The sequence below is a fragment of the Bacteroides sp. L10-4 genome (assembly GCF_013373675.1).
GTDB lineage: Bacteria > Bacteroidota > Bacteroidia > Bacteroidales > Bacteroidaceae > Bacteroides > Bacteroides muris.
In genome coordinates, this window is the sequence record NZ_JABXJH010000008.1 from 24,846 (window position 1) to 47,649 (window position 22,804).

The window sequence follows — 22,804 nt, forward strand, 5'->3', positions numbered from 1 at the left end:
AGAATTGAATTTATTATCTTTGTCGCGTTGTGTGCCATGCATCCGCGTAATGCCGAAGCAGGCAATATGGCCTGTCGCGACAGACACTGGACTTCAGCGCGACAAACACCAGTGTCTGACGTGACAAACACTGGACTCTGACACGACAGACACCGGTGTCTGTCAATAAGCATTAAGCAACTGGAAATAAGAAGATTATATAATAAAGAATTTCATCTGAATGAAACAGTACAAAACCGTAAACAACCTTGTAGGCTGGATTACCTTCCTCATTGCAGCGACGGTCTACTGCATGACCATCGAACCTACTGCAAGCTTTTGGGACTGCCCGGAGTTCATCACCACCGGCTATAAGCTGGAAGTAGGACACCCGCCCGGCGCACCGTTCTTCATGCTGGTGGCCAACCTTTTCTCACAATTTGCTTCCGATGCCTCCACCGTTGCCAAGATGGTGAACTACATGAGCGCGCTGATGAGCGGCGCATGTATCCTGTTCCTTTTCTGGAGCATCACGCACCTGGTACGCAAACTTGTGGTGACAGACGAAAACAATATCACACGCGGCCAGATGGTTACCATCATGGGTAGCGGCCTGGTGGGCGCACTTGCCTACACGTTCAGCGATACCTTCTGGTTCAGCGCTGTGGAAGGCGAGGTTTATGCCTTCTCCTCACTGTTCACTGCCGTCGTATTCTGGCTCATACTGAAATGGGAGGACGTTGCCAACGAGCCTCACAGTGACCGCTGGCTGATTCTTATCGCCTACCTGACGGGACTTTCCATCGGCGTGCACTTGCTGAACCTGCTCTGCCTGCCCGCCATCGTACTGGTATATTACTACAAGAAAGTACCCAACGCCAATGCCCGAGGCTCCCTGCTGGCATTGCTTGCCTCGGGCATACTGGTTGCAGCCGTACTCTACGGCATCGTGCCGGGTATCGTGAAAGTGGGCGGCTGGTTCGAACTGCTCTTCGTCAACACGCTGGGCATGTCCTTCAACACGGGTGTCATCGTATATATCATCCTGCTGGCAGCCTGCCTCATCTGGGGTATCTACGAAAGCTACACCGAACGCAACAAGGCACGTATGGCACTCTCGTTCATACTCACCATCGCCATGCTGGGTATCCCGTTCTACGGACACGGCACCAGCTCGGTAGTTATCGGTGTCATTGTCATTGCCGCATTGTGGCTCTACCTCCGTCCGAAGACGCAGGCAGCCGTCAAGGAGAAACTCCGCGTATCGGCACGCACGCTGAACACCTCGCTGCTCTGCACCATGATGATTGTCATCGGATATTCCTCGTATGCACTTATCGTTATCCGCTCCACCGCCAACACACCGATGGACCAGAATTCTCCGGAGGACATCTTCACACTGGGCGAATACCTGGGACGCGAGCAGTATGGCACACGTCCGCTGTTCTACGGCCCTGCCTTCACCTCGCAAGTGGCGCTCGACGTGAAAGACGGCTACTGCGAACCGCGTATCAAGTACAACGGCACGAAGTTCATCCGCAAGGAGAAAGCTACGCCCGAGGAAAAGGATTCGTACATCGAAATCCCCGGACGCATTGAGTACGAATACGCCCAGAACATGCTGTTCCCCCGTATGTACAGCAGCGCTCACACGCAGCAATACCAAGCTTGGCAGGACATCAAGGGCTACGACGTGCCCTACGACAAATGCGGCAACATGATAATGGTGAACATGCCCACACAGTGGGAAAACATCAAGTTCTTCTTCTCCTACCAGCTCAACTGGATGTACTGGCGCTACTTCATGTGGAACTTCGCCGGACGCCAGAACGACATACAAGGCAGCGGGGAAATAGAACACGGCAACTGGATTACGGGCATCTCCTTTATCGACAACTGGCTGGTGGGCGACCAGAGCCTGCTGCCCGCCGAGTTGCGCGACAACAAGGGGCACAACGTCTTCTACTGCCTGCCGTTGCTGCTGGGCATCATCGGCCTGCTGTGGCAAGCCTACCGCGGACAGAAAGGCATCCAACAATTCTGGGTGGTCTTCTTCCTATTCTTCATGACCGGTATCGCCATCGTGCTCTACCTGAACCAGACCCCGAGCCAGCCGCGCGAACGCGACTACGCCTACGCCGGCTCGTTCTACGCCTTTGCCATCTGGATTGGCATGGGTGTGGCAGGACTTATACAAACAGCGGACAAGCGGATGAGGAAACAAGACTACAAGGAGGCAGGTGAGGCAAGTGATGCCAATGCGTTTGTGCCCTCGTCAACGTGTGCCCTCGTCATCTCATTCGTTTGCCTCCTTGTCCCCATACAGATGGCAAGCCAGACTTGGGATGACCACGACCGTAGCGACCGATACATGGCACGCGACTTCGGGCAGAACTACCTGATGTCACTGCAAGAAAGCGGAAACCCGATTATCTATACCAACGGCGACAACGATACCTTCCCCCTCTGGTACAACCAAGAGACCGAAGGTTTCCGCACCGACGCCCGTACCTGCAACCTCTCGTACCTGCAGACCGACTGGTACATCGACCAGATGAAGCGTCCTGCCTACGACAGTCCTTCCCTCCCCATCACGTGGGACCGTATGGAGTACGTGGAAGGCACCAACGAATACATCCCCATCCAGCCGGAATACAAGAAAAGCATCGACCAGCTCTATGCCGAAGCCGAGAAGCAGGCACTGGACGGTAATCAAGAAGCGCTGGTAAACGTGAAGAAGGAATTCGGAGACAACCCTTACGAGCTGAAGAACATCCTGAAGCACTGGATACGCGCCCCCAAGGACAAGGACCTGAAGGTGATTCCTACCGACAGCATCGTTATCAAGGTGGACAAGGAAGCCGTGCGCCGCAGCGGCATGATGATACCGGGCGACTCAATCCCCGACTACATGCACATCTCGCTGAAAGGCAAGCGCGCCCTCTACAAGAGCGAGCTGATGATGCTCGAGATGCTGAGCGAGGCCAACTGGGAACGCCCCATCTACATCGCCGTCAGCGTAGGCAGGGAGAACCAGCTGAACATGGAGAACCACTTCGTTCAGGAAGGACTTGCCTATCGTTTCACTCCGTTCGACACCGGCAAGACGGGCGTGACGATAGACTCCGAAAAGATGTACGACAACCTGATGAACAGATTCAAGTTCGGCGGCATCGACAAGCCGGGCATCTACATCGACGAGAACGCCATGCGCATGTGCCACTCTCACCGCCGCATCTTCTCGCAGCTTGTGCAGCAGCTGATGCGCGAAGGCAAGAAAGACAAGGCTAAAGCTGCCCTGGACTATGCCGAAAAGATGATTCCCGCCTACAATGTGTCTTACGACTGGCAGAACGGTGCCGTACAGATGGCAGAAGCCTACTACCAGCTAGGCCAAACCGACAAGGCGGACGAGATGATGAAAGCCCTTGCCGACAAGGCCATAGAATACCTGACCTGGTATCTGAGCCTGGACAACAACCGCTTCATGATTTCTACACGTGAATTTGAATACCACTGGGCTGTACTCGATGCCGAAGTAAAGGCTATGAAGAAGTACAACTCCAAGCTCACCGAAACCTACGAGCCGAAAGTGGAAGAACTGTATAATATGTATGCGGACAGAATGAAATAGGAGCATTCAACCATAATAAGAGAAGTCTTAATTATAATGTATTCACTAACAAACCATCCTCAAACCTCCCCTCCCCTGTGTAGGGAGGGGTTGGGGGAGAGGCTTTAATTATGTTTATAGAACAACCTCCTGAGTTTTTTCGTAAACTATACCCCGGTGCAGTCTGGAGGATGGACCCCAATGAAAAAGCCGTCTATCTGACTTTCGACGACGGCCCCATACCCGAAGTAACTCCTTGGGTGCTCGCTCTGCTGGACAAGCACAATATCAAGGCCACCTTCTTCATGGTAGGCGACAACATACGGAAGCATCCGGACGAATTCCGGATGGTTGTTGAACGCGGACACCGCATCGGTAACCACACCTTCAACCATATCCGTGGTTTTGAATACACAGCCAAAAATTATCTGGGAAACACCGAGCAGGCGAAAATCTTCATGGAAATGGGCGGAGACATCAATTGTAATGTGGAGAAGGTACTCTACCCTCTCTTGTTCCGTCCTCCCCACGGCCATATGTTCGCCAACCAATACCTCACGCTGAAACGCACCTACAAGATTGTGATGTGGGACCTCGTGACACGCGACTACAGCAAAAAGCTGCGCGGTCCGCAAGTGCTTGCCAACGTGATGCGCTACGCCCGCAACGGCTCCATCATCACCTTTCACGATTCTTTGAAATCCTGGCGCAACGGAAACCTGCAGTACGCACTTCCGCGTGCCATTGACTTTCTGAAAGAAGAAGGGTACGAATTCAAAGTGCTGTAAAATCCGGTCGGGAATGACACGGCTCTTTTATTCAAGAAAGCTAGAAGAAGAAGTTAGAGGGAGTTAAATGGAGAGTTATCGCCCTTCTGGCTCAGGAGCTAGAAGCCGACAGTTCTATCAATGTAGAGCGATACTATCGGCCTCTGGCTTTTAACTCCCTTGAATGATAACCAAAGGATTATTTGACTTCAATTGTCAGCGGATTGCGCACCTTCTGTGCAAATGCTGCCATATAGCTGTTCCAGGCTTCAGCAGTCTTGATGTCCGCACGGTCCCAGGCAAAGCCCCAGTAATACACATAGTCGGCATCCGGCTCATAGTCGCTGACAGCCAGTACATGACCGTCTGCATTGTTACGCATCTTCTTCTCCTCTGGGGAGAACAGCACAGTCTTGGCTTCCTTTACAACGGCAGGAAAAGCGGCCCCCATGAATATCTTGCCATTATCCGATCCGGTAGTGGGATCTACATACGTCATATAGCCACCTGCTGCATCAGCCACCACAGCGCCGTCCGGTTCGTGCAGCACAATGCCGGTAACAATGGGCAAGGATTCCTTTAGACAGCTATACGAAATGGCAGTGCGGTTCAGATGAGAACCGGCATCCAGCGTAATCAGACGTGTTTCCACCACCGTAGTATCCCCTTTCACAGCCAGCGGATTGAACTCCAGCTTCACCGTAAAACGCAAGGGGCCGTTGTCCAGCACTTCCTGCGTCTTATAGCACCACGGATAGATAATGGTATCATTCACCATCAGTGCAGATACCCCGGCTCCCAGTGTGGGGCCTACTGCATAGCAGTCCATGCCATAACCGTGGTCTATATGATAGGAGAATGTGCGTACCAGTTCACCGGCCGCCTTCGGGTCTGTCTTGCGCAATTCGTTTACCTGCTTCCAGGAGTCTGCATCCAGCTCTTTGGCATACATGTCTTCCAATACCGGTGCAGCAGTGCCCCGCTTCGTGAACAAGTCGTAGCCGAAGCCACGTTCACCCCTTGCCTGCAACGCAGGACCGTAGGCACGGAAACCCACCAAGTCGTTCTCCCAGGCCATGTCGTCCAGACGTTCGGGAAACTGACGCCCGCAAGCCCTTACCTCCACATCGACGGGAGTACCGGTCTGAATGGTATATGCAGCCGATGCATTGGCGGCTACCGTGGCGGGGAAGATTAGCTTGTCATCATAGGTCACTTGGTAGGGAACTTGTTCCCCCTCGACATTCAGAACCACAATCTGTGCGGTGTCTGCCAGATTCAGACGGCTCGAAATCTCGGCCATGGACACCTCTACCATCTCATCGGAACGATCCATCGACAGCGAATTGGTTACCGTAACGGTCACTGTCTTGCTGTCGTTGCAAGCAAGGCAGGACAAGGCCGCCATACATAATAAAAGAAAGTTTTTCATATAATCATTGCTTTTCCTAATCAGTTATATAACTTTCCTTCAGGCACAGATTTCGCTGATTATACGGATTTTACTTATCTTTTCCGCGTAATCCGCACCTAAAAGAAAAAGGTGACAAGTGACATTACCCCGCCACTTTATCACCTTCTCAACTATCCTTCAGATTTATTTCGGTTGCTTTCCGATGTAAGCCAGAATACCTCCGTCTACATAGAGTACATGACCGTTGACTGCATTAGAGGCTTCGGATGCTAGGAACACTGCCGGACCGGTAAGTTCTTCCGGGTCTAACCAGCGGCCTGCCGGAGTCTTGGCGCAAATGAACGAGTCGAACGGGTGACGGCTTCCGTCAGCTTGCTTTTCGCGCAGCGGAGCAGTCTGCGGAGTAGCAATGTAACCCGGGCCGATACCATTACATTGGATGTTGTATTCACCATATTCAGAGCAGATGTTACGGGTCAGCATCTTCAAACCACCCTTGGCAGCAGCATAGGCCGACACAGTCTCACGGCCCAGTTCGGACATCATGGAGCATATGTTGATGATTTTACCGTGGCCCTTCTTCATCATGGCAGGCAGAACAGCCTTTGATACGATGAACGGAGCATTGAGGTCGATATCGATTACACGGCGGAAGTCAGCAGCCTCCATCTCGTGCATAGGAACGCGGCGAATGATACCAGCATTGTTCACGAGGATATCAACGGAACCTACTTCCTTTTCAATCTGGGCTACCATAGCCTGAACAGCAGGTTCGTCTGTCACATCACATACATAACCGCGTGCCTTGATGCCCTTTTCAGTATAGGCAGCCAAGCCTTTGTCTACCAACTCCTGGTTAATGTCGTTGAAACAGATAGTTGCTCCCTGCTCTGCAAAAGCTGAAGCGATAGCAAAACCGATACCGTAAGAAGCACCTGTGACAAGGGCTACTTTACCTTCCAAAGAAAAATTCAAATACGGATTCATAATGTAAAATTATTAAGTTTAAATAAGTGATATTCTATTTATGTACGATTTGCAAGTAGTTTATACTCAATGGAAACTTTATCTTGGGAGAATGCCTTCTCTATAAGGAAATCGCAACGGATGTTTTTCGTATCGTAGCTTTTTACATCATCCGGATGCTCAGCATAGCGATTTTCATAGCTCGTTTTCATGATTGCACTACATCTAATAGGTTATAACTTCAGTCATCAAAGATGCCTCGTTTGCGTACACGATGCAAATGTAGCAAAAGAAAACGGAGAAACCGTATAAATTTGTATCAATTATATAGCAATATCGTTCAAAGATTCGTGAAAAGGAAAAATGGGGTTGCCGTGTCACCTAATTTGGCACCGAAATCGTGTCTGTTTTTCTCGATACCTATTTAGAAGTAACAAAAAAACCCACTAAAACTTACGATTTTAGTGGGTTTTTAGCTGCAATTGGTGTATCGTAGTTGGACTACCAGGATTCGAACCTGGACAAACAGAACCAAAACCTGTTGTGCTACCATTACACCATAGTCCAAACATGAGGCTTTCTGTTAAAAAGCGGTGCAAAGATAAAAGGAAGCCCCGAAATATCCAAATATTTCGGGGCTATTTTTACTTCCGAAGCATTATTTCCTTAATTACTTCTCTTTAAAATACCGTTATTTGGCGATAATCAGATAATAATTCTTCTTTCCGCGCTGTACCAGCAGGTATTTTTCGTCAAGCAGGTCGGCTGTCGTAATCACCTGGTCGAAAGCAGTCAGTTTCTCCTTATTCAGAGAAACGCCGCCGCCTTGCACCAGCTTGCGCATCTCACCCTTGGAAGCGAATACAGCAGCATTATCCACGAATAAATCCACCGCCTTTACACCGGCTGCCAGTGCATCACGGGATATTTCAAACTGGGGAACCCCCTCGAACACAGCCAGCAACGTATCTTCGTCCAACTTCTTCAGCGCGTCGGAAGTTGCATTGCCAAACAAGATGTTGGATGCATCCACAGCGGCATTGTAGTCCTCTTCGGAGTGAACCATGATAGTGACTTCCCTCGCCAAACACTTCTGAAGGACGCGCAAGTGGGGAGCAGCCTCGTGCTCGGCCGTCAGAGCGTCAATCTCTTCCTTAGACAGTGCGGTGAATATCTTGATATAGCGTTTGGCATCCTCGTCGCTCACGTTCAGCCAGAACTGGTAGAACTTATACGGAGAGGTGTAGCGCGGGTCGAGCCAGATGTTTCCGGACTCTGTCTTACCGAACTTGCCACCGTCAGCCTTCGTAATCAGCGGGCTGGTCAGTGCAAACACCTCCCCGCCGTTCGTACGGCGAATCAGCTCGGCACCGGTGGTGATGTTACCCCACTGGTCGCTGCCACCCATCTGGAGCTTGCAACCTTTGGTTTCATACAGATGAAGGAAATCGTATCCCTGCAGCAGCTGGTAGGTGAATTCCGTGAAGGAAAGGCCGTCACGTGCCTCACCGTTCAGACGCTTCTTTACAGAATCTTTCGCCATCATATAGTTCACGGTGATGTGCTTACCCACCTCACGGGCAAAATCGAGGAAAGTGAAGTTTTTCATCCAATCGTAGTTGTTCACCAACTCGGCACGGTTGGGGGCATCCGAATCAAAATCCAGAAACTTGGAAAGTTGCGCCTTCATGCCGGCCAGGTTGCGCTGCAACGTCTCTTCCGTAAGCAGATTGCGTTCGGCAGACTTTCCGGAAGGGTCACCAATCATACCCGTAGCACCGCCTATCAGCGCCAACGGCTTGTGTCCGCAACGCTGAAAGTGACGCAGAATCATCACACTGCAAAGGTGCCCAATGTGCAAAGAGTCCGCAGTAGGGTCGAAACCAATGTATGCAGTCACTTGTTCCTTAGCCAGAAGTTCTTCCGTACCCGGCATCATATCGTGGAGCATGCCACGCCATCTTAATTCTTCTACAAAATTCATCGAATGATTAAGTTATCTGATTAATTATTTAAGTGATTATCTATGAATTGTTTGATTCCTATCTTAATCTGCGCAAAAATACGACTCTTTATTTGAAGAAACAACTCTTAGGGTTTAAAAAAGACTTTGCAGACATTTCTCCGAAGCGTTTCTCCAAGCTCTTCGGGAGAGATGCCGCGCACCCTGGCGGCGCGTGCATACAATTCCCCGATGGCAACTTCGCTTTCATCTGTTTCGATGAACAGCCGGTCGGCAGGTATACGGCACAAGGCCGCTTTCTGGTACTTCTCCCCGAATGAAAGGTAAAAGCCATGTTTCAGATACTCCTCCGCCAGCGCTGCCTTGCCGCGGAAACCATGTATTATCCACGGATTCGACGGGCGCAAGTCCCGCTTCACCTTCAGCAGTTCATCGACCGCCTTGACCAGATGAATCACCAGCGGCTTTCCTACTTCCTCCGCCAAGCATGCCTGACGCCTGAACACTTCTACCTGCAAATCCATCGGAGCATCTGCCAGCTTGTCCAGCCCAGCTTCGCCCACGGCAAGTACTTGGGGATGGAGTACTACCCTCTCCAGGCCGCATACCCTGCTAGCCACAACATTCTCTGCTACTGAATGGTCACCTCCAGTCCGGCCTATATGCCAGGGATGTATTCCCACCGAATACCATCCGCCGCTCTGTGGAGAGAACGCTTCGGGATAGCAATTCACAATGGCCGCTCCGCGCACTTGCGGGAGCCGATGCGTATGTATGTCTACTGGAATATTCATGGAACGGGATCATATCCGGAACCTCCCCAAGGATGGCAGCGCAGAATACGCCTTATTGCCAGCTTCCCCCCCTTGAAAGGTCCGTGTTTCTTGATGGCCTCCACCGCATATTGCGAACAAGTGGGGGTGAAACGGCATGAAGGCCCTATCATGGGTGATATGCACTTCTGATAGAAATAAATGGGAAGTAGCAACAGATATGAAAGCAGACGCTTCATGGTATCTGGGGAGTTTGCGTGGCTTCAGCATTCGCTGCCACCCTCTCGGCAATGCGTGCCAAAGCAGTCTTCATACGGTCTTCGATAACGGAAGAATCCACCAACTGGTCTGAAAGATAGATGAAAGCGACGGCCAGACGGCATTTCTTTTCCGCCAATACTGCCAGCAGTCCTTGTTTGTTCATGCGGTAGGCTTCACGTATCTGGCGTTTCACGCGGTTGCGCTTCACCGCCCGCTTGAAACGACGCTTCGAAACACTGATAAGAATGGAGGCAGACACTTCCAGTTCCTCCACCGGCAGATAAACCACACGCAAAGGGAAGACCGAAAACGAGCGCGAACCGCCCGCAAACATCTTCTCTATTACTTTCTTCTTGTCCAACCGTTCGGACTTGCGCAAGGTATTTGGCATGAGCTATAAGTTATGAGTTATAAGTTATGAGTTATAAGGGTGATACAAAAAAGGAGCTACAAGTACCTGGCGACATAAAAGCACAACCACTTGTAGCTCAATTTTATAAATCCACCGTTACTACTACAAGCCATAAGCAAATCACTCATAACTTATAACTCATAACTCTTTTTTTACTTTCCTTTATTATTCTCCTTGATAAACATGTCAAGCGCCGCCGTCATTGAGGGAGCTTGCACGCTGGGGGCTTCCAAGTCAAGACGAAGTCCGGCATCACGGACTGCCTGGGCGGTGGTAGAGCCGAATGTACCAATTTTGATCTCCTTCTGGTCAAAATCAGGGAAATTCTTCTTCAAGGCACTGATACCTGCCGGACTGAAGAACACCAGCATGTCATAATCAAATGCCTCATCTGGAGCAAAATCATTGCTGACGGTTCTATACATGACAGCTTCCGTATGCTGAATCTTATTCTTATCCAGCAAATTCTTCACGTCATCATTGTGTACATCCGACATTGGCACCAAGTACTTTTCAGCCTTATGCTTAACAATGGAAGGTATCAAATCGTCAATCTTCCCGGTGTTTCCGAAGAAAATCTTACGCTTACGATACTGCACATACTTTTGGATATACAGAGCAACGGCCTCCGTCACGCAGAAATACTTCATTGTTTCGGGAATTGTCACACGCAATTCCGTACATAAGTGGAAGAAATGATCAATGGCATGACGCGAAGTAAAAATAACGGCAGTATGGTCCAAAACCGAAATTTTCTGTTGTCTGAACTCTTTCGCTGAAAGGCTCTCCACTTTGATAAATGGGCGAAAATCTATCTTCACACCATATTTCTCGGCAATGTCGTAGTAAGGAGATTTCTCTGATGCCGGTTTCGGCTGCGACACAAGTACTTTCTTAATTTTCAACGTCCTAAAATTTTATTATCAAAAAATCGTTTAGCTGAATCACACCTTGATACAAAACAAAGCAAGGAATGATTTCGAGGGCACAAAAGTACAAAATTAAAAGTGAACTGCCATATAAATTGTTACAAAAAAGCTTTAGCCACTTGTATAACATCAATATTTTAGCAAAAAAGGCTAAAATCAATCCGATTACTATTGTCAACTGCAAACTCAAATCGAAATAGACTATGAATAGAGCAAACGGGAAAAGGGCGAATCCCAAATAATAAAGTAGCGTAGAATAGGACTCGAGCCATAACGTCGTAACACTTTCGTCAAAAAAAATCCAACCCAGAAAAGAGTAGAGCATCCACTTCAAGCACAAATAGAGGAGACACACACCGATGTAAATCCCCAGCAGAAGTCCCGGCGGCACATGGTGTACCAGTTCCGGCTGTATATCATTGAAGTAGCTGAAGATACAGACACCCGCAAGGATACAGGTCTGCAAGATGAGCAACAACAGATAGCGCATGTCGGCGGCTGTGGAAGTGGCAAATATGCTGGTACGTTCGCGATGGAGCAGGAAGTCCTTCACCAGTTGCAGCAGAAACTTGCGGCTGCGTGACAAGACATAGGCCGACAGAAAGAAGCAGCACAAAAGGACCACGGTGATGCCATCGTCCATTCTCGGAGAATACGGAATGGGGATCCCCTCCGTCCCCACTACTGCCCAAGCCATCAACAGCCCTATCATATTGCAGCGAATTTACGGATAGAGGCGTCCCACAAAGGAGTGGTATGTATCAGCTCCACAGCTTCCTGCGGTGTCTGTGCCACATGCCAGATAGCACCGTGCTGCGTACGCATGAAGTTTTCGTCCACTGCCTGCCGAAGCATATCGAGCAGAGGGGCAAAATAATTCTTGACGTTCAGTATCACAATCGGATTCAGATACAATCCAAGTTGCTTCCAAGTAATGATTTCCAGCAGTTCTTCCAGCGTGCCGCAACCACCGGGCAGGGCAATGATGGCATCGCTCAAGTCGGCCATTGTCTTTTTCCGTTCGTGCATGCTTTCCACTTCCACGAGTCGGGTAAGTCCGGTGTGATGCCATCCCTGCTCCACCATGAAACGAGGGATGACTCCCGTCACCTTGCCCCCTGCCTGAAGCACCGCATCCGACACGGCAGACATCAGTCCCATGTTTCCCGCACCATTAATCAAACGGATGTGTTTTTGCCCCAGCAGAGTGCCCAACTCACGGGCTGCATCGAAATAAACGGAATCTATCTTTGTGCTCGAAGCACAATATACGCATACGGAATTTATCTTGTTCATCATCTTGCTACCTCCTTTTTTAGGTACCGCCACAAAGGTACATGATTTCGGGGAGATTTGAAACAAATTTCTTTCTTCCCACTTACGTCGGGGGATTTTTCATGAATCAATAACGGATTATGTGTGCCACAGGCACTGGTAAGGCACATTAAACAGGGCTACACCCTTTGCCCCGGATAGCTACACCCTTTGGGATAAATGGCTACACCATGTCAAGGAAAGGGTGTAGCCTTATATAAAAGGTAAAATTCCCCGCTGACATATAGTGATGAAAGCAGGGAATCGTTCACTTTATTGAATCAGAGAACCTTATATATCAATATTCGAGCCAAAAGTAATCCATCAGGGTCAATCCGATTAATAGGATTATTCCCGCAATAAGCATAAAGACCGGTATTGAAATACTTCTCTGCCAGCGGGTCAACCGTTGTAAACTTCCCCAGCGCCGCATCATAATGTCTTGCCCCATAATCATACCAGTTCAGACCCTTCTTGCCATCAAACTCCTTGCCGTTGTACTTGTAAGGCTGAACGTTGTTGGTACTGGCGAACACTCCACCGAAGGGATAGTAATGGTTCGTCTCCTCCACAGTGCCGCTCTGGTTGATGACTACCCGGTTGTTCCCCTGATGGTCTTGCAAGTAGTAATGGTACTTGCCGTCACTCAAAGTAACATAGCCTTCATCGGTCAGCAGCAACTTCTGAACACCGTTCTCATAGACCACGTTTCCGCAATAGTCCGTCGTGGTGGTAGTGCTGCCTGTCTTATGGACAGTTTTCAGCTTTGTGCCGTCGGCAGCATAAGTATAGGTGATGGTACTCCCGTCACTGAATGTCACCACATTGGGCAAATTTAAACAATTATACGATATATCGGCAATGTTCTTATTTAAATCTTTAGTTAAATTACCATTGGCATCGTAAGCATATTCATTTGCCTGTTTTACACCGTCCTTGAACTCGAAGCCGTTGTTGTAAGCAGATGTGGCTACAGCATCATCTACACAGGTCAACTGATTGCCATTGAGGGTGAAAGTCAGGTTGTCAATCAGGCCATAAGTGCTTGCTCCGGTCTGTCCGTAGCGTTGTAAGGTCTTGATGTTTCCGTTCTTGTCATAGGCGGTTACATTCTCGCTGAAACGGTTGGTGTTCGTATTGATACTTGCTGTTTCGCCATAGGTGGCGTTCAACATCCTGTCCAGCCCGTCGTAGGTGAACTTGTATCCGCGTACGGTGCTTTCATTCCCCGCCTTCCAAGTCATGCTGCTGATGCTGCCGTTGTATTTGGCGGTGCCGTTGCCGGTGTTATAATACAGATTCTGCGTGAACTTGCTTCCGCTGACACCCGTCAGCTCTCACAGAGAATCCCGGATACGTCACCTTCTCCGTCACCGATACCGGCATTCCCCCGGAATACTCGGAAACCATCTTCGAACGCTTTGAAAAGGCCGACAACTTCGGGCAAGGCACCGGCCCGGAACTCAACATCTGTTGCCTCATCGCCGAACGGCTGAAAGGGAAAGTGCTGCTGGACAAGGAGTACAAGGAGAGGGAAAGGTTCGTGTTTATCCTGCCGATGAAAAAATCCATTTGAAGAGCAAGACCAAAACAACAAAGGCTGCCTCTTCCGCATCCCCGGAATGCCGGTATATGCAGAAGGGCGGCCCTCTATAATAAATAGCCGTAAAGCTATGCTGATTACAAATCGAAGGCTGATTACAAACCGAATGCGGCTTTCACCTTGTCCACGTAGTCCAGCTTCTCCCAGGTGAAGAGCTCTACCTCTACATCCTTGTTGCCCTCGTAGCGGCTCTTGAAGTGCTTGACGATGGTCTGCGGCTCGCGGCCCATGTGCCCGTAGGCGGCAGTCTCCTGATAGATGGGGTTGCGGAGCTTCAAGCGGTCTTCGATGGCTTTGGGACGGAGATCGAACAGCTCGTCAATCTTGCGGGCTATCTCACCGTCGCTCATGCTGACATGGCTGCGACCGTAAGTATCCACGAAGATATTGATAGGACGTGCCACACCGATGGCGTAGCTTACCTGCACCAGCATTTCGTCGGCAACACCGGCAGCTACCAGATTCTTGGCAATGTGGCGGGCTGCATATGCTGCGCTGCGGTCTACCTTCGAAGGGTCTTTGCCGGAGAAAGCGCCGCCGCCGTGGGCACCCTTGCCGCCGTAGGTATCTACAATAATCTTGCGCCCCGTCAGCCCGGTGTCACCGTGAGGACCACCGATTACGAACTTGCCCGTGGGATTGACGTGGTATGTGATATGGTCGTTGAACAATGCCAGCACCTTTTCATGATGGATGGAAGCAATAACACGCGGCATCAGAATCTCGATTACATCCCGACGGATTTGAGCGAGCATTTCTTCATCAGCCTTGAGTTGTGCGGCCTCGCTGTCGTCGGCAGGCTGTACGAAGTCGTCATGTTGGGTGGAGACTACGATAGTGTCGATGCGTACGGGCGTGCCGTTGTCATCATATTCGATGGTCACCTGGCTCTTGGCGTCGGGACGGAGGTAGGTCATCACCTTGCCTTCGCGACGGACGTCGGCCAGCACCTGCAGGATGCGGTGTGCAAGGTCCAGCGAAAGCGGCATGTAGTTCTCCGTTTCGTTGGTGGCATAGCCGAACATCATTCCCTGGTCTCCGGCACCCTGCTCCATAGGATCCTGGCGCTCCACGCCGCGGTTGATGTCGGGGCTCTGCTCGTGGATGGCGCTCAGCACGCCGCACGAATTGCTCTCGAACATATACTCGCCTTTGGTATAGCCGATTTTCTTGATTACTTCGCGTGCGATGAGAGGCATGTCAACGTACGCTTTGGTTTTCACTTCTCCAGCCAGCACTACCTGCCCGGTAGTAACCAGAGTTTCGCAAGCTACTTTCGAACTGGGGTCGTAGGCCAACAGTTTGTCAAGCACGGCGTCCGATATTTGGTCGGCCACTTTGTCGGGGTGTCCTTCAGACACCGATTCGGATGTGAATAAATATCCCATTTCTGTTGAGAATTGATAGTTGATAATCGATAGTCCGATGAATGGAGAAAGGTATATATGAGTAGGTGCGTCCGGCACGCGCGGGCCGTCAGGAAAGGATGTGTTTTAGCATTTTTTTCCGTGGTTGCAAGCTACTCAAATCTCTCCACATATCGTTTTCGGGCGCAAAGATAAAAAAGAAATCTTGTATCCGCGCTACGGACGGCGGAGATTAACACTGATTCACATGACTCTTTCGGATTCCAATTCCTAAGTCCGAAGAGCGATAACTTTCTTGACTGTTTGCCTATAACGCCTCTATTTCTTCTGCCGATAGCCCGCTGCACCGTGCTATGATTTCCACGGGGATGCCTTCGGCTTTCATCCTCAGTGCCATCTCCTTTTTTCCTTCTTCTATTCCTTCGGCTTTTCCTTTGGCTAATCCTTCTTCTAATCCTTCGGCTCTTCCCTCTGCTCTCCCCTCTGCTCTTCCCTCTGCCCTTTCGGTATGGATGTTGTCCCTTAGGATGACCACATTGTCCAGGTGGCGGTAGTAAGCTTTCAGCTCGTCGGGCGACAGCTTGTCCAGCTGCAGCTTCTCCCTTGCCTCGGACAGTCCCGGCGCGGTGGCGTCTTCCGGAATCTCTCCGGTGTTGAGGAAGTATATCCATTGCTCCAGGGGCACCTTCGACCATCGGTCGAAGTCGTTCACCTTGAGTATGTAGTATTCCGGATATAGCTGGCTCACCTCGTCCGCCTTGAACGTCTGCTTCTGGAAGGGCGAAAGTTGCAGCAGCTCGTTGTTGTGTATGCCCCTGAACTCGGTCTTTCCGTGGTACACGAAGTCCGTTCCGCTTCCGAGGGCGAAATATACGATGTTGATGCTGTATATCTTCCTGATTTTCTCGTATCCCTCCCCTCTGTTGATGTATTCTGTCACCAGCTTGGACGTTCCGAACAGCATGCGCTGGAAGTAGGCGTACTCGTTGTTGTTCTGTATCTCGAAGAGCAGCAGTTCTCCCGTCTCGTCCTCCGCCAGCAGGTCCACGCGGTTGTACTTGTCGTATTCGCTTTCCTGGTTGCTTTCGCTCTCCAGCAGTCTCTTGATGATGATTTTCTTCTTCATCAGTGTGGTCATGAGCCCTTCGAGCACCGCAAAGTTCGCTTTGTCTCTCAGCAGGCGTTTCATGGCCCAGTCAAAACGGATGTAGTTGGACATGGTTTCTCCTCCTCTTTTTTGGGTTATTACTGTTAGTCGTTCGCAAAGTAACGGATTAAAATCTTAATAACCAAGGGATGAGGAGGAGTCTTTTGTTTTGGGGAAGTTAGAAGGAGTTATCTCCCTCAAATAAACTCCAAACACCGTTCTATCTCCTCCAGTTCCGTCACTACCACATCCACCGGATTGCTGTCGGCGTCGCGCGGCTCTTCCCATTGGCTCCCTTTCAGCCAGATGGTGCGGCAGCCCAGGGCACGGGCAGGCTTCATGTCCTTGTCGAAAGAGTCGCCTATCACCGCGGTTTCCGACACGGGCAGGTTGCAGGCACAGACACCCAAGGCAAAAATAGCCGGATTGGGCTTGCGCACACCCACCACAGCCGACTCGATGACGCAGTCGAACAACGGCAGCAAGGCGGCGTCCTGCAACACGGTGTGCAAGTTTCCGTAAAAGTTGGAGACGAGCACCATACTATACTTCGGCCTCAGCCTGCCCAGCACCCCGGCACTCCGCGCCAGCACCTCGCGAGTACATCCGTCGGCATACGCGGCCATGGCCTCTGCCAACTCCTCGCGGGGGGCAAAGGAAGCTGAAAGCATGCCCTGCTCCTGCAAGTACCCGAGCTGGATGCGGAGCTTTGCACGGAGCACGTCGGCAAAGTGGAAATGAGGTTGTATCAGCGGATGCATGGCCAGCGTCCGTTCGCCGTGGATATATGCCTTGCGAAAGGCATCCTTCGCCACCGGCACGTCGAAGTGCCGGTATACCTCCCAAAGCACCTCTCCCCAATGATTGCCGCCCGTATCAAGCGTACCGCCAAAATCAAAGATAAGCCCCTTCACGTTCAATTTGTCTTCCATAATGTTTCATGTATTTTGTTTACTGTTCCCTATCTTTATCAGTACAATCCCTATAGCTATCCACACCAATTCCCTCACCCGGGTGATGAGTCCGGTATAGACACCCAATGCTCCCGACAGATGAAGCCCGCCCACTGCAAGCGCCAAGCCTCCCTCACGCGCGCCCAGCTGCATTGGAGAAAAGAATATCAGATTGCTGAACAACGACGAAAAAGCCAGAATCAGCACCGCATCACCCACACTTACCTCTGCCGAAAAGGCGCGCAGGACGAAGTAAATCTCAAGACTCGACAAGAGGCGCGCCATGAATTCCAATACCAGCGAACTGTAAAACGTCTTCTTGTGCTGTCCGTGAAGCAAAGCTATCTGCTCGTCTATCCGCACCAAAGTCTCGCGCTTGGACTCCAGGAAACCGGATGCCCGCTTCCTGAGAAAAGGAACTTTCTTCAACAAGCCCAGCGCCTTCAGCATCATTCCTGCCCGATAACCCTTCAAAAAGAAGAAGACAGCCAGCAGACAACATGCACCCACCACGGCCAGCAGCAATGCCATGGAGAGACTTACCGGATACATGAAAATATAAAGGAATATAGACAGGAACCAAAACCAGATATGAGAGAATATGTGCATCATGACATACAGAATGACCGAAGAAGATGCCTTACTCACTCCCGTATAGGGGGCAAGTTCCATAATCCGATAAGGCTCGCCGCCCATCAACCCGCAAGGCGTAGTATAATTCAGCGCAAATCCGCTGACCGAAAGCTTATATACCTTCCAGAAGGGAATGGGGTATTTCTTCCCGTCGTTGATAATCAGATACCAGGAACAAGCATTCAGCAGATAGACGAAAAGCCAGAGCAGCAATACGGCGGGAAACCATATACCCGCACGCAGCAGGCTTCGTCCTATCTCGGAATAATCCATGCGCATCGTACAGACCATCAGCACTACGGCAAGAATCCCGGAAAGCATGAACCAGTTGCGGTACTTATTCTTCATAACGGTCTATGTTTCGGTTCAGACAATTGCAATGTTTCTCATGCCGGAAACGCATGTAGAAGAACAAGACGTTCAGCACCGTCGCCTCAAATACGAAGTAAGCCCAAGGTATTCCGGCCAGCACCGAAACAGACAAAACAATGGCACGCACATTGAAGGTCAGCGCATTGGCATACTTCATCAGCGGACGGCTCCCCCGACGGAAATCGTCACGGAGACTTTGAGGCACCGTCTCGGGAAACCTCCTGCCAACCTCGGAGATGAAGCGCTGGAAAGCAGGCGTCATCTGTTCCTGCGAACGGGTATAACGGATGTAGAAGAACAAAAACAACTTCTGCAGGCAATCTCTCTTCCAGCCGAGAGTACGATAGGACTCGCGCAACCGCCGCGATGTGTCCAGTTCGCTGTTCTCCTTCCCCTTCAGGAAGAAAAGGTGGATGTTCCGGTAGTAATCGGCCAGCTGGCACTGCTTGGCATGGCACACCAGCCCCGAAAAGGCTCCCAGTACCCATATCCCGATTCCCCACTCCGGTTGCAGCCGCAGGCAGACAGCCACATAGATGGCCAAGAACCAAAGGTCGCCGGCAAAGCCGTCGAGTATGCGCCCGAGCAGGGTCTTCTGTCCGGTAAGGCGAGCCAGCTGCCCGTCGGCGCTATCATACATATTCGCCCATACCAGCAAAAGTATGCCCAACACATTCAGACAGATATCCTTGTAATAGAACAACACACCGGAAGCCACGCCCAGAATAATGGAGAAGACCGTCACCATGTTGGGATGTACGCCCAGCCGCCTGAACAATAACGCCCAGCGATAACCTGCGGGACGATAGAAAAGGATGTCAATCCACTCCTCCGTATCGGCCGACTTCAATGTAGATACAAATTCATTTCCCATTCGTTTGCTATTTTTTGATATGATTCGCTATCCGTTCCATGATATACCCTGCTATCTTTTCGGCAGCCTCCACGCGGCAAGGAGAAAAACTGGGCCAGTCGTTAAAGTCGAATATCTTCATCTCACCGTTCTCCATCACCACGCAATCGCCTCCGTAGACGGGGACATCCATGACCCAAGCCGCCTTGTCGGCATATTGTTTCAGCAGCCCCACCGAGAACGGAAGTCCCCTGGCCTCGCCGTTCACGGCTTCGAGCCCGAACTTGGTATGCGACACCATCGAAGGGTAAAACCAATGGAAGAAATCCGTGCCACGCACTCCGTAGAACTTTACCAGATCACCGCGAAGATGCTCGTTCACCACCACTACGCCGATTCCACGCTGCCTGAAACGGGCCATTGCCTGCTCTGCCTCCCGGCGGTTCTCCACATAGCAGACATCGTCTTTTATCATCGCACAAGCATCACCCCGCTTCACCCAGCACGGATATGTCAGGTCGTCCGGAAGAGTATCGTCCGGCCTTATAATCCGGCTCTCAGGATGCGGAATGCCATTGCCCGTCAATATCTCCGTCATCGGGACACGGACACAGTTGGCCACTCCAAAACCGGAATTGACCACCAGCCTACCGTCCTTCTCCAGTTGCTGCAACCGGGAGATGGCGGCTTCTCCACGGGCCATGCTATAGAAATAATCGGCCTCCACGCATTGCTCCACAAAATCGGCCTCGGTATAAATCACCACGATTGCTCCTTTCGACCTCAACCTTTCGGCCACTTCCCTGAGGATGGCGGCATCATTGTCTACCAAGTTGGGCGAATATGCGTTTCCACGGCTTATTCCCACAATCTTGACCGGACGGCGTACGGGTTCTCCCTTCAAGAATATCTCCGCCTTGCGGATATCGTCTTTATGGTCTACATCTACTATCTTCGCAAAGGGGCAGGCCTTCAGCCTGATTCCTTCCGCTATCAATGCCCGCTGGAAATTCCGCATACGCGACATTCCACCACGAATGCACTTCTCGAGCACGTCCAAGGCATTCGGCTTCAAACAATAGATACCACCGGAAACGTATTTGTCCTCCGGTTCCTGCGTATCGTGAAATCCCTTGATTCGGCAGCCTCCGTCCGTAGCCACATATAGCGGCTTCTCATCGTCCACAAACGGAGTGACGGCCATGCACCCATCCGCATCAGCCGTTGCAAATGTACGAATATATTCCTCAAAATCATCTTCTTTGAAAATCGTATCGACAGTAGTGAGACAGAACGGACCTTCCCGCAGATAAGGAGCAATGGCATGAAGACTGTGCATGGAGCTGGGAGTGTCGCGGACCACCAGCCTCAGCGGTACGGGCAAGGACAACTGTTCCAGGTGTTCCTTCACGGATGTGCTCCTCTCATTGACGATGACAACAATCTCCGTGGCACCATTGTCTACAAAGATGCGCAACAAGCGGTCAATCATCGGTTCCCCCTGAATCTGCACCAAAGGTTTGCAACACTCCACCCCTTCTTGTAAAAGACGGCTTCCCTCGCCTGCAGCTATAACGGCAAATTTCATAATATCACTAAGGCTTTCAGTCCCTCCAAACCTGCTGAATAAAAAACGGAAGCGTGGAACTGCGTGCCACTTATCCGTAGTTGAAGGTCCTAGGAAAACCCGAAAACAGAAATAGATGGACAGCAGACCCACGCTGAAACCAGCGTAGGAAACATACCATGCCATTCTCTGTTTTCTTGAAAATTTCCTAGGTTTTCAACTATCAGAATGAGCATTACGCTTCTTACAATATTATCTCACACAAAAATCGAGCGAAGACACTTCTTCAATCTCATATGCAAATATAGGGAATATGTCTGTTCCCCACAAACATGTGTATTCTTATTTTTACAACCCTCTGCCGGCTGCTATCTCCAATACGCTCCGGGGCGCTATCTCCGCCAGCGGACGCATCACAAAATCGCGTTCGCGCATCAGCGGATGGGGAAGTTTCAATCCGGGCGTATCCAGCACAATGTGAGTGCCGTCGTCGGCAAAACATAGCAGCAGGTCGATGTCTATCACGCGGTCGCTATACACCGCATTGACAGACTTGTGCGTACGCCCCATCTCACGCTCGATTTCCTGCGTTGTTCTCAGCACCTCCAAGGGTGCCAAGGCAGTTTCCACGCAAAGTGCGGCATTCAGAAAAGTATTATCGGAAGAAAAGCCCCAAGGGGCAGTAGCATAGAAAGCAGATAGGGAAATCACTTCCCCTATCTGCTTTCCTATCTTCAAGACGGCCATGCGGAGGTTCTGCTCTTTATCGCCGAGATTAGTGCCAAGACTGAAGTAAACGGTCATATATCGTGTATATTCAAGGGAGGGAGAATTTATCGGTCTGTAATCAGCATCGCATCTCCATACGTACCAAAGCGGTACTCCTCCTTCAAAGCCACGTTGTATGCTTCCATCACCTGCTCGTAACCGCCGAAAGCGGCCACAATCATCAGTAGCGTGCTGAGCGGCATGTGGAAGTTGGTTATCATGGCATTGGCCACGGTGAAGTCGTATGGCGGGAAGATGAACTTGTTGGTCCATCCCTCGTATTCCTTCAAGTGTCCGTCCGTGCTGACGGTGCTCTCGATGGCACGCATCACGGTAGTGCCTACGGCACAGACTTGCCTGTTCAGGTCTTTGGCATGGTTCACAATCCGCACGGCTTCCTCGTCCACAATCATCTGCTCGGAGTCGGTCTTGTGCTTGGTGAGGTCTTCCACATCAATGTCGCGGAAATTGCCCAGACCGGCGTGCAGGGTGACATAGGCAAAGTCGATTCCCTTGATTTCCATACGCTTCATCAGCTCGCGGCTGAAGTGAAGGCTGGCGGTAGGCGCCGTCACGGCTCCCTCGTTGCGCGCAAAGATGGACTGGAAACGTTCGGCGTCGTCCGGTTCTACGGGACGGTTGATGATGCTGTGGGGCAACGGCGTTTCGCCCAGCGCATAAAGAGCCTTCTTGAACTCATCGTGCGGACCGTCGTAAAGGAAGCGAAGCGTACGCCCGCGCGAAGTGGTGTTGTCGATAACCTCCGCCACCATGGAGTCGTCATCGCCGAAGTAGAGCTTATTGCCGATACGTATCTTACGGGCAGGGTCCACCAGTACATCCCACAACCGGAGCTCTTCGTTCAACTCGCGCAGCAGGAACACTTCAATGCGCGCACCGGTCTTCTCCTTATTTCCGTAGAGGCGGGCGGGGAAAACCTTGGTATCGTTGAAGATGAACACATCCTTGTCATCAAAATAGTCCAGAACATCCTTGAACATCTTGTGCTCAATCTCACCCGTCTTGCGGTGCAACACCAGCAGACGCGACTCGTCCCTGTACTTCGTGGGGTGCAAAGCTATCTTCTCTTCGGGAAGCTTGAATTTGAATTGCGACAGTTTCATAAGTATATAATGTGCTAATGTGCCGA

Annotated in this window: 20 protein-coding genes, 1 tRNA gene and 2 pseudogenes; 3 read left to right on the forward strand and 20 right to left on the reverse strand. The window is 50.8% G+C overall.

The features are described 5' to 3' along the window. Positions 1-220 precede the first annotated feature (220 nt). Both HU824_RS04200 and HU824_RS04205 read left to right on the forward strand, forming a co-directional pair. Positions 221-3,613 carry a DUF2723 domain-containing protein gene (locus HU824_RS04200; protein ID WP_176468188.1) on the forward strand — a complete coding sequence of 1,131 codons (3,393 nt, stop codon included), beginning with the start codon at positions 221-223 and terminating at the stop codon, positions 3,611-3,613. Positions 3,614-3,723: 110 nt separating this feature from the next. Continuing rightward, positions 3,724-4,380, forward strand: coding sequence for a polysaccharide deacetylase family protein (locus HU824_RS04205; protein WP_176468189.1), 657 nt, complete (start codon positions 3,724-3,726; stop codon positions 4,378-4,380). Positions 4,381-4,558: 178 nt separating this feature from the next. Here HU824_RS04205 and HU824_RS04210 read toward each other — a convergent pair whose 3' ends face one another. The 12 genes and pseudogenes from HU824_RS04210 to HU824_RS04265 all read right to left on the reverse strand — a co-directional run. Beyond that, a complete protein-coding gene (locus HU824_RS04210) occupies positions 4,559-5,791 on the reverse strand; it encodes a DUF4861 domain-containing protein (RefSeq protein WP_176468190.1) in 1,233 nt (410 codons plus the stop codon). 165 nt (positions 5,792-5,956) lie between these two features. Continuing rightward, positions 5,957-6,760 (reverse strand): gluconate 5-dehydrogenase, encoded by an 804-nt coding sequence (locus HU824_RS04215; protein WP_016272247.1) that lies wholly within the window; start codon positions 6,758-6,760, stop codon positions 5,957-5,959. 62 nt (positions 6,761-6,822) lie between these two features. Next, a pseudogene (locus HU824_RS04220) lies at positions 6,823-6,951 on the reverse strand (5-keto-4-deoxyuronate isomerase); the annotation flags it as partial. 284 nt (positions 6,952-7,235) lie between these two features. Then, positions 7,236-7,306 (reverse strand) — tRNA-Gln (locus HU824_RS04225). Between the two features lie 124 nt (positions 7,307-7,430). Continuing rightward, positions 7,431-8,723: a tyrosine--tRNA ligase gene (tyrS, locus tag HU824_RS04230; protein ID WP_016272246.1), complete on the reverse strand. Its 1,293-nt coding sequence runs from the start codon at positions 8,721-8,723 to the stop codon at positions 7,431-7,433. Positions 8,724-8,830: 107 nt separating this feature from the next. Then, entirely contained in the window at positions 8,831-9,496 is a 666-nt protein-coding gene (locus HU824_RS04235; protein ID WP_176468191.1) for a TatD family hydrolase, read from the reverse strand. After that, on the reverse strand, positions 9,493-9,714 hold the full coding sequence (yidD, locus tag HU824_RS04240) for a membrane protein insertion efficiency factor YidD (RefSeq protein WP_016272244.1): 222 nt from the start codon (positions 9,712-9,714) through the stop codon (positions 9,493-9,495). Before yidD ends, HU824_RS04235 begins: the two co-directional genes overlap by 4 nt. Then, positions 9,711-10,127, reverse strand: a complete 417-nt coding sequence (rnpA, locus tag HU824_RS04245) for a ribonuclease P protein component (RefSeq protein WP_136009154.1) — start codon at positions 10,125-10,127, stop codon at positions 9,711-9,713. Before rnpA ends, yidD begins: the two co-directional genes overlap by 4 nt. Positions 10,128-10,300: 173 nt before the next feature. Continuing rightward, positions 10,301-11,053: a uroporphyrinogen-III synthase gene (locus HU824_RS04250; RefSeq protein WP_016272242.1), complete on the reverse strand. Its 753-nt coding sequence runs from the start codon at positions 11,051-11,053 to the stop codon at positions 10,301-10,303. Positions 11,054-11,057: 4 nt separating this feature from the next. Then, positions 11,058-11,789 carry a DUF4271 domain-containing protein gene (locus HU824_RS04255; RefSeq protein ID WP_016272241.1) on the reverse strand — a complete coding sequence of 244 codons (732 nt, stop codon included), beginning with the start codon at positions 11,787-11,789 and terminating at the stop codon, positions 11,058-11,060. Continuing rightward, positions 11,786-12,373, reverse strand: coding sequence for a TIGR00730 family Rossman fold protein (locus HU824_RS04260; protein ID WP_176468220.1), 588 nt, complete (start codon positions 12,371-12,373; stop codon positions 11,786-11,788). The genes HU824_RS04255 and HU824_RS04260 overlap by 4 nt, the downstream gene beginning before the upstream one ends. Positions 12,374-12,711: 338 nt before the next feature. Continuing rightward, positions 12,712-13,756 (reverse strand): annotated as a pseudogene (locus HU824_RS04265) (RHS repeat-associated core domain-containing protein); the annotation flags it as partial. Between the two features lie 43 nt (positions 13,757-13,799). Between HU824_RS04265 and HU824_RS04270 the strand changes: the two are divergent. Next, positions 13,800-13,967, forward strand: a complete 168-nt coding sequence (locus tag HU824_RS04270; RefSeq protein ID WP_230469209.1) for a hypothetical protein — start codon at positions 13,800-13,802, stop codon at positions 13,965-13,967. Positions 13,968-14,089: 122 nt separating this feature from the next. On the opposite strand, the gene metK is transcribed toward HU824_RS04270, so the two are convergent. The 8 genes from metK to queA form a co-directional block, all read right to left on the reverse strand. Further along, positions 14,090-15,382, reverse strand: coding sequence for a methionine adenosyltransferase (gene metK / locus HU824_RS04275; RefSeq protein ID WP_176468192.1), 1,293 nt, complete (start codon positions 15,380-15,382; stop codon positions 14,090-14,092). A 286-nt stretch (positions 15,383-15,668) separates the two neighbouring features. Next, the gene (locus HU824_RS04280) at positions 15,669-16,580 is read right to left on the reverse strand and encodes an Rpn family recombination-promoting nuclease/putative transposase (RefSeq protein ID WP_176468193.1); all 912 of its coding nucleotides are present in this window, start codon (positions 16,578-16,580) and stop codon (positions 15,669-15,671) included. Between the two features lie 125 nt (positions 16,581-16,705). Further along, the gene (locus tag HU824_RS04285; RefSeq protein WP_176468194.1) at positions 16,706-17,440 is read right to left on the reverse strand and encodes an HAD family hydrolase; all 735 of its coding nucleotides are present in this window, start codon (positions 17,438-17,440) and stop codon (positions 16,706-16,708) included. Between the two features lie 6 nt (positions 17,441-17,446). Next, positions 17,447-18,442, reverse strand: coding sequence for a lysylphosphatidylglycerol synthase transmembrane domain-containing protein (locus HU824_RS04290; RefSeq protein WP_176468195.1), 996 nt, complete (start codon positions 18,440-18,442; stop codon positions 17,447-17,449). Continuing rightward, the gene (locus HU824_RS04295) at positions 18,432-19,340 is read right to left on the reverse strand and encodes a CDP-alcohol phosphatidyltransferase family protein (protein ID WP_016272233.1); all 909 of its coding nucleotides are present in this window, start codon (positions 19,338-19,340) and stop codon (positions 18,432-18,434) included. The genes HU824_RS04290 and HU824_RS04295 overlap by 11 nt, the downstream gene beginning before the upstream one ends. A 7-nt stretch (positions 19,341-19,347) precedes the next feature. After that, positions 19,348-20,907, reverse strand: coding sequence for an NTP transferase domain-containing protein (locus tag HU824_RS04300; protein WP_136009151.1), 1,560 nt, complete (start codon positions 20,905-20,907; stop codon positions 19,348-19,350). A gap of 327 nt (positions 20,908-21,234) precedes the next feature. Continuing rightward, the gene (folK, locus tag HU824_RS04305; RefSeq protein ID WP_176468196.1) at positions 21,235-21,690 is read right to left on the reverse strand and encodes a 2-amino-4-hydroxy-6-hydroxymethyldihydropteridine diphosphokinase; all 456 of its coding nucleotides are present in this window, start codon (positions 21,688-21,690) and stop codon (positions 21,235-21,237) included. Between the two features lie 29 nt (positions 21,691-21,719). Beyond that, positions 21,720-22,778, reverse strand: a complete 1,059-nt coding sequence (gene queA / locus HU824_RS04310; RefSeq protein ID WP_016272230.1) for a tRNA preQ1(34) S-adenosylmethionine ribosyltransferase-isomerase QueA — start codon at positions 22,776-22,778, stop codon at positions 21,720-21,722. Positions 22,779-22,804: the final 26 nt, after the last annotated feature.

Bases quoted from the DNA above. Each gene is read 5' to 3' on its own strand.
- HU824_RS04200 (WP_176468188.1), top strand. From the start codon at position 221: ATGAAACAGTACAAAACCGTAAACAACCTTGTAGGCTGGATTACCTTC.
- HU824_RS04290 (WP_176468195.1), bottom strand. From the start codon at position 18,442: ATGAAGAATAAGTACCGCAACTGGTTCATGCTTTCCGGGATTCTTGCC.
- HU824_RS04255 (WP_016272241.1), bottom strand. From the start codon at position 11,789: ATGATAGGGCTGTTGATGGCTTGGGCAGTAGTGGGGACGGAGGGGATC.
- HU824_RS04285 (WP_176468194.1), bottom strand. From the start codon at position 17,440: ATGGAAGACAAATTGAACGTGAAGGGGCTTATCTTTGATTTTGGCGGT.
- HU824_RS04280 (WP_176468193.1), bottom strand. From the start codon at position 16,580: ATGTCCAACTACATCCGTTTTGACTGGGCCATGAAACGCCTGCTGAGA.
- HU824_RS04300 (WP_136009151.1), bottom strand. From the start codon at position 20,907: ATGAAATTTGCCGTTATAGCTGCAGGCGAGGGAAGCCGTCTTTTACAA.
- rnpA (WP_136009154.1), bottom strand. From the start codon at position 10,127: ATGCCAAATACCTTGCGCAAGTCCGAACGGTTGGACAAGAAGAAAGTA.
- HU824_RS04235 (WP_176468191.1), bottom strand. From the start codon at position 9,496: ATGAATATTCCAGTAGACATACATACGCATCGGCTCCCGCAAGTGCGC.
- HU824_RS04295 (WP_016272233.1), bottom strand. From the start codon at position 19,340: ATGGGAAATGAATTTGTATCTACATTGAAGTCGGCCGATACGGAGGAG.
- HU824_RS04205 (WP_176468189.1), top strand. From the start codon at position 3,724: ATGTTTATAGAACAACCTCCTGAGTTTTTTCGTAAACTATACCCCGGT.
- yidD (WP_016272244.1), bottom strand. From the start codon at position 9,714: ATGAAGCGTCTGCTTTCATATCTGTTGCTACTTCCCATTTATTTCTAT.
- HU824_RS04210 (WP_176468190.1), bottom strand. From the start codon at position 5,791: ATGAAAAACTTTCTTTTATTATGTATGGCGGCCTTGTCCTGCCTTGCT.
- metK (WP_176468192.1), bottom strand. From the start codon at position 15,382: ATGGGATATTTATTCACATCCGAATCGGTGTCTGAAGGACACCCCGAC.
- HU824_RS04215 (WP_016272247.1), bottom strand. From the start codon at position 6,760: ATGAATCCGTATTTGAATTTTTCTTTGGAAGGTAAAGTAGCCCTTGTC.
- folK (WP_176468196.1), bottom strand. From the start codon at position 21,690: ATGACCGTTTACTTCAGTCTTGGCACTAATCTCGGCGATAAAGAGCAG.
- tyrS (WP_016272246.1), bottom strand. From the start codon at position 8,723: ATGAATTTTGTAGAAGAATTAAGATGGCGTGGCATGCTCCACGATATG.
- HU824_RS04260 (WP_176468220.1), bottom strand. From the start codon at position 12,373: ATGAACAAGATAAATTCCGTATGCGTATATTGTGCTTCGAGCACAAAG.
- queA (WP_016272230.1), bottom strand. From the start codon at position 22,778: ATGAAACTGTCGCAATTCAAATTCAAGCTTCCCGAAGAGAAGATAGCT.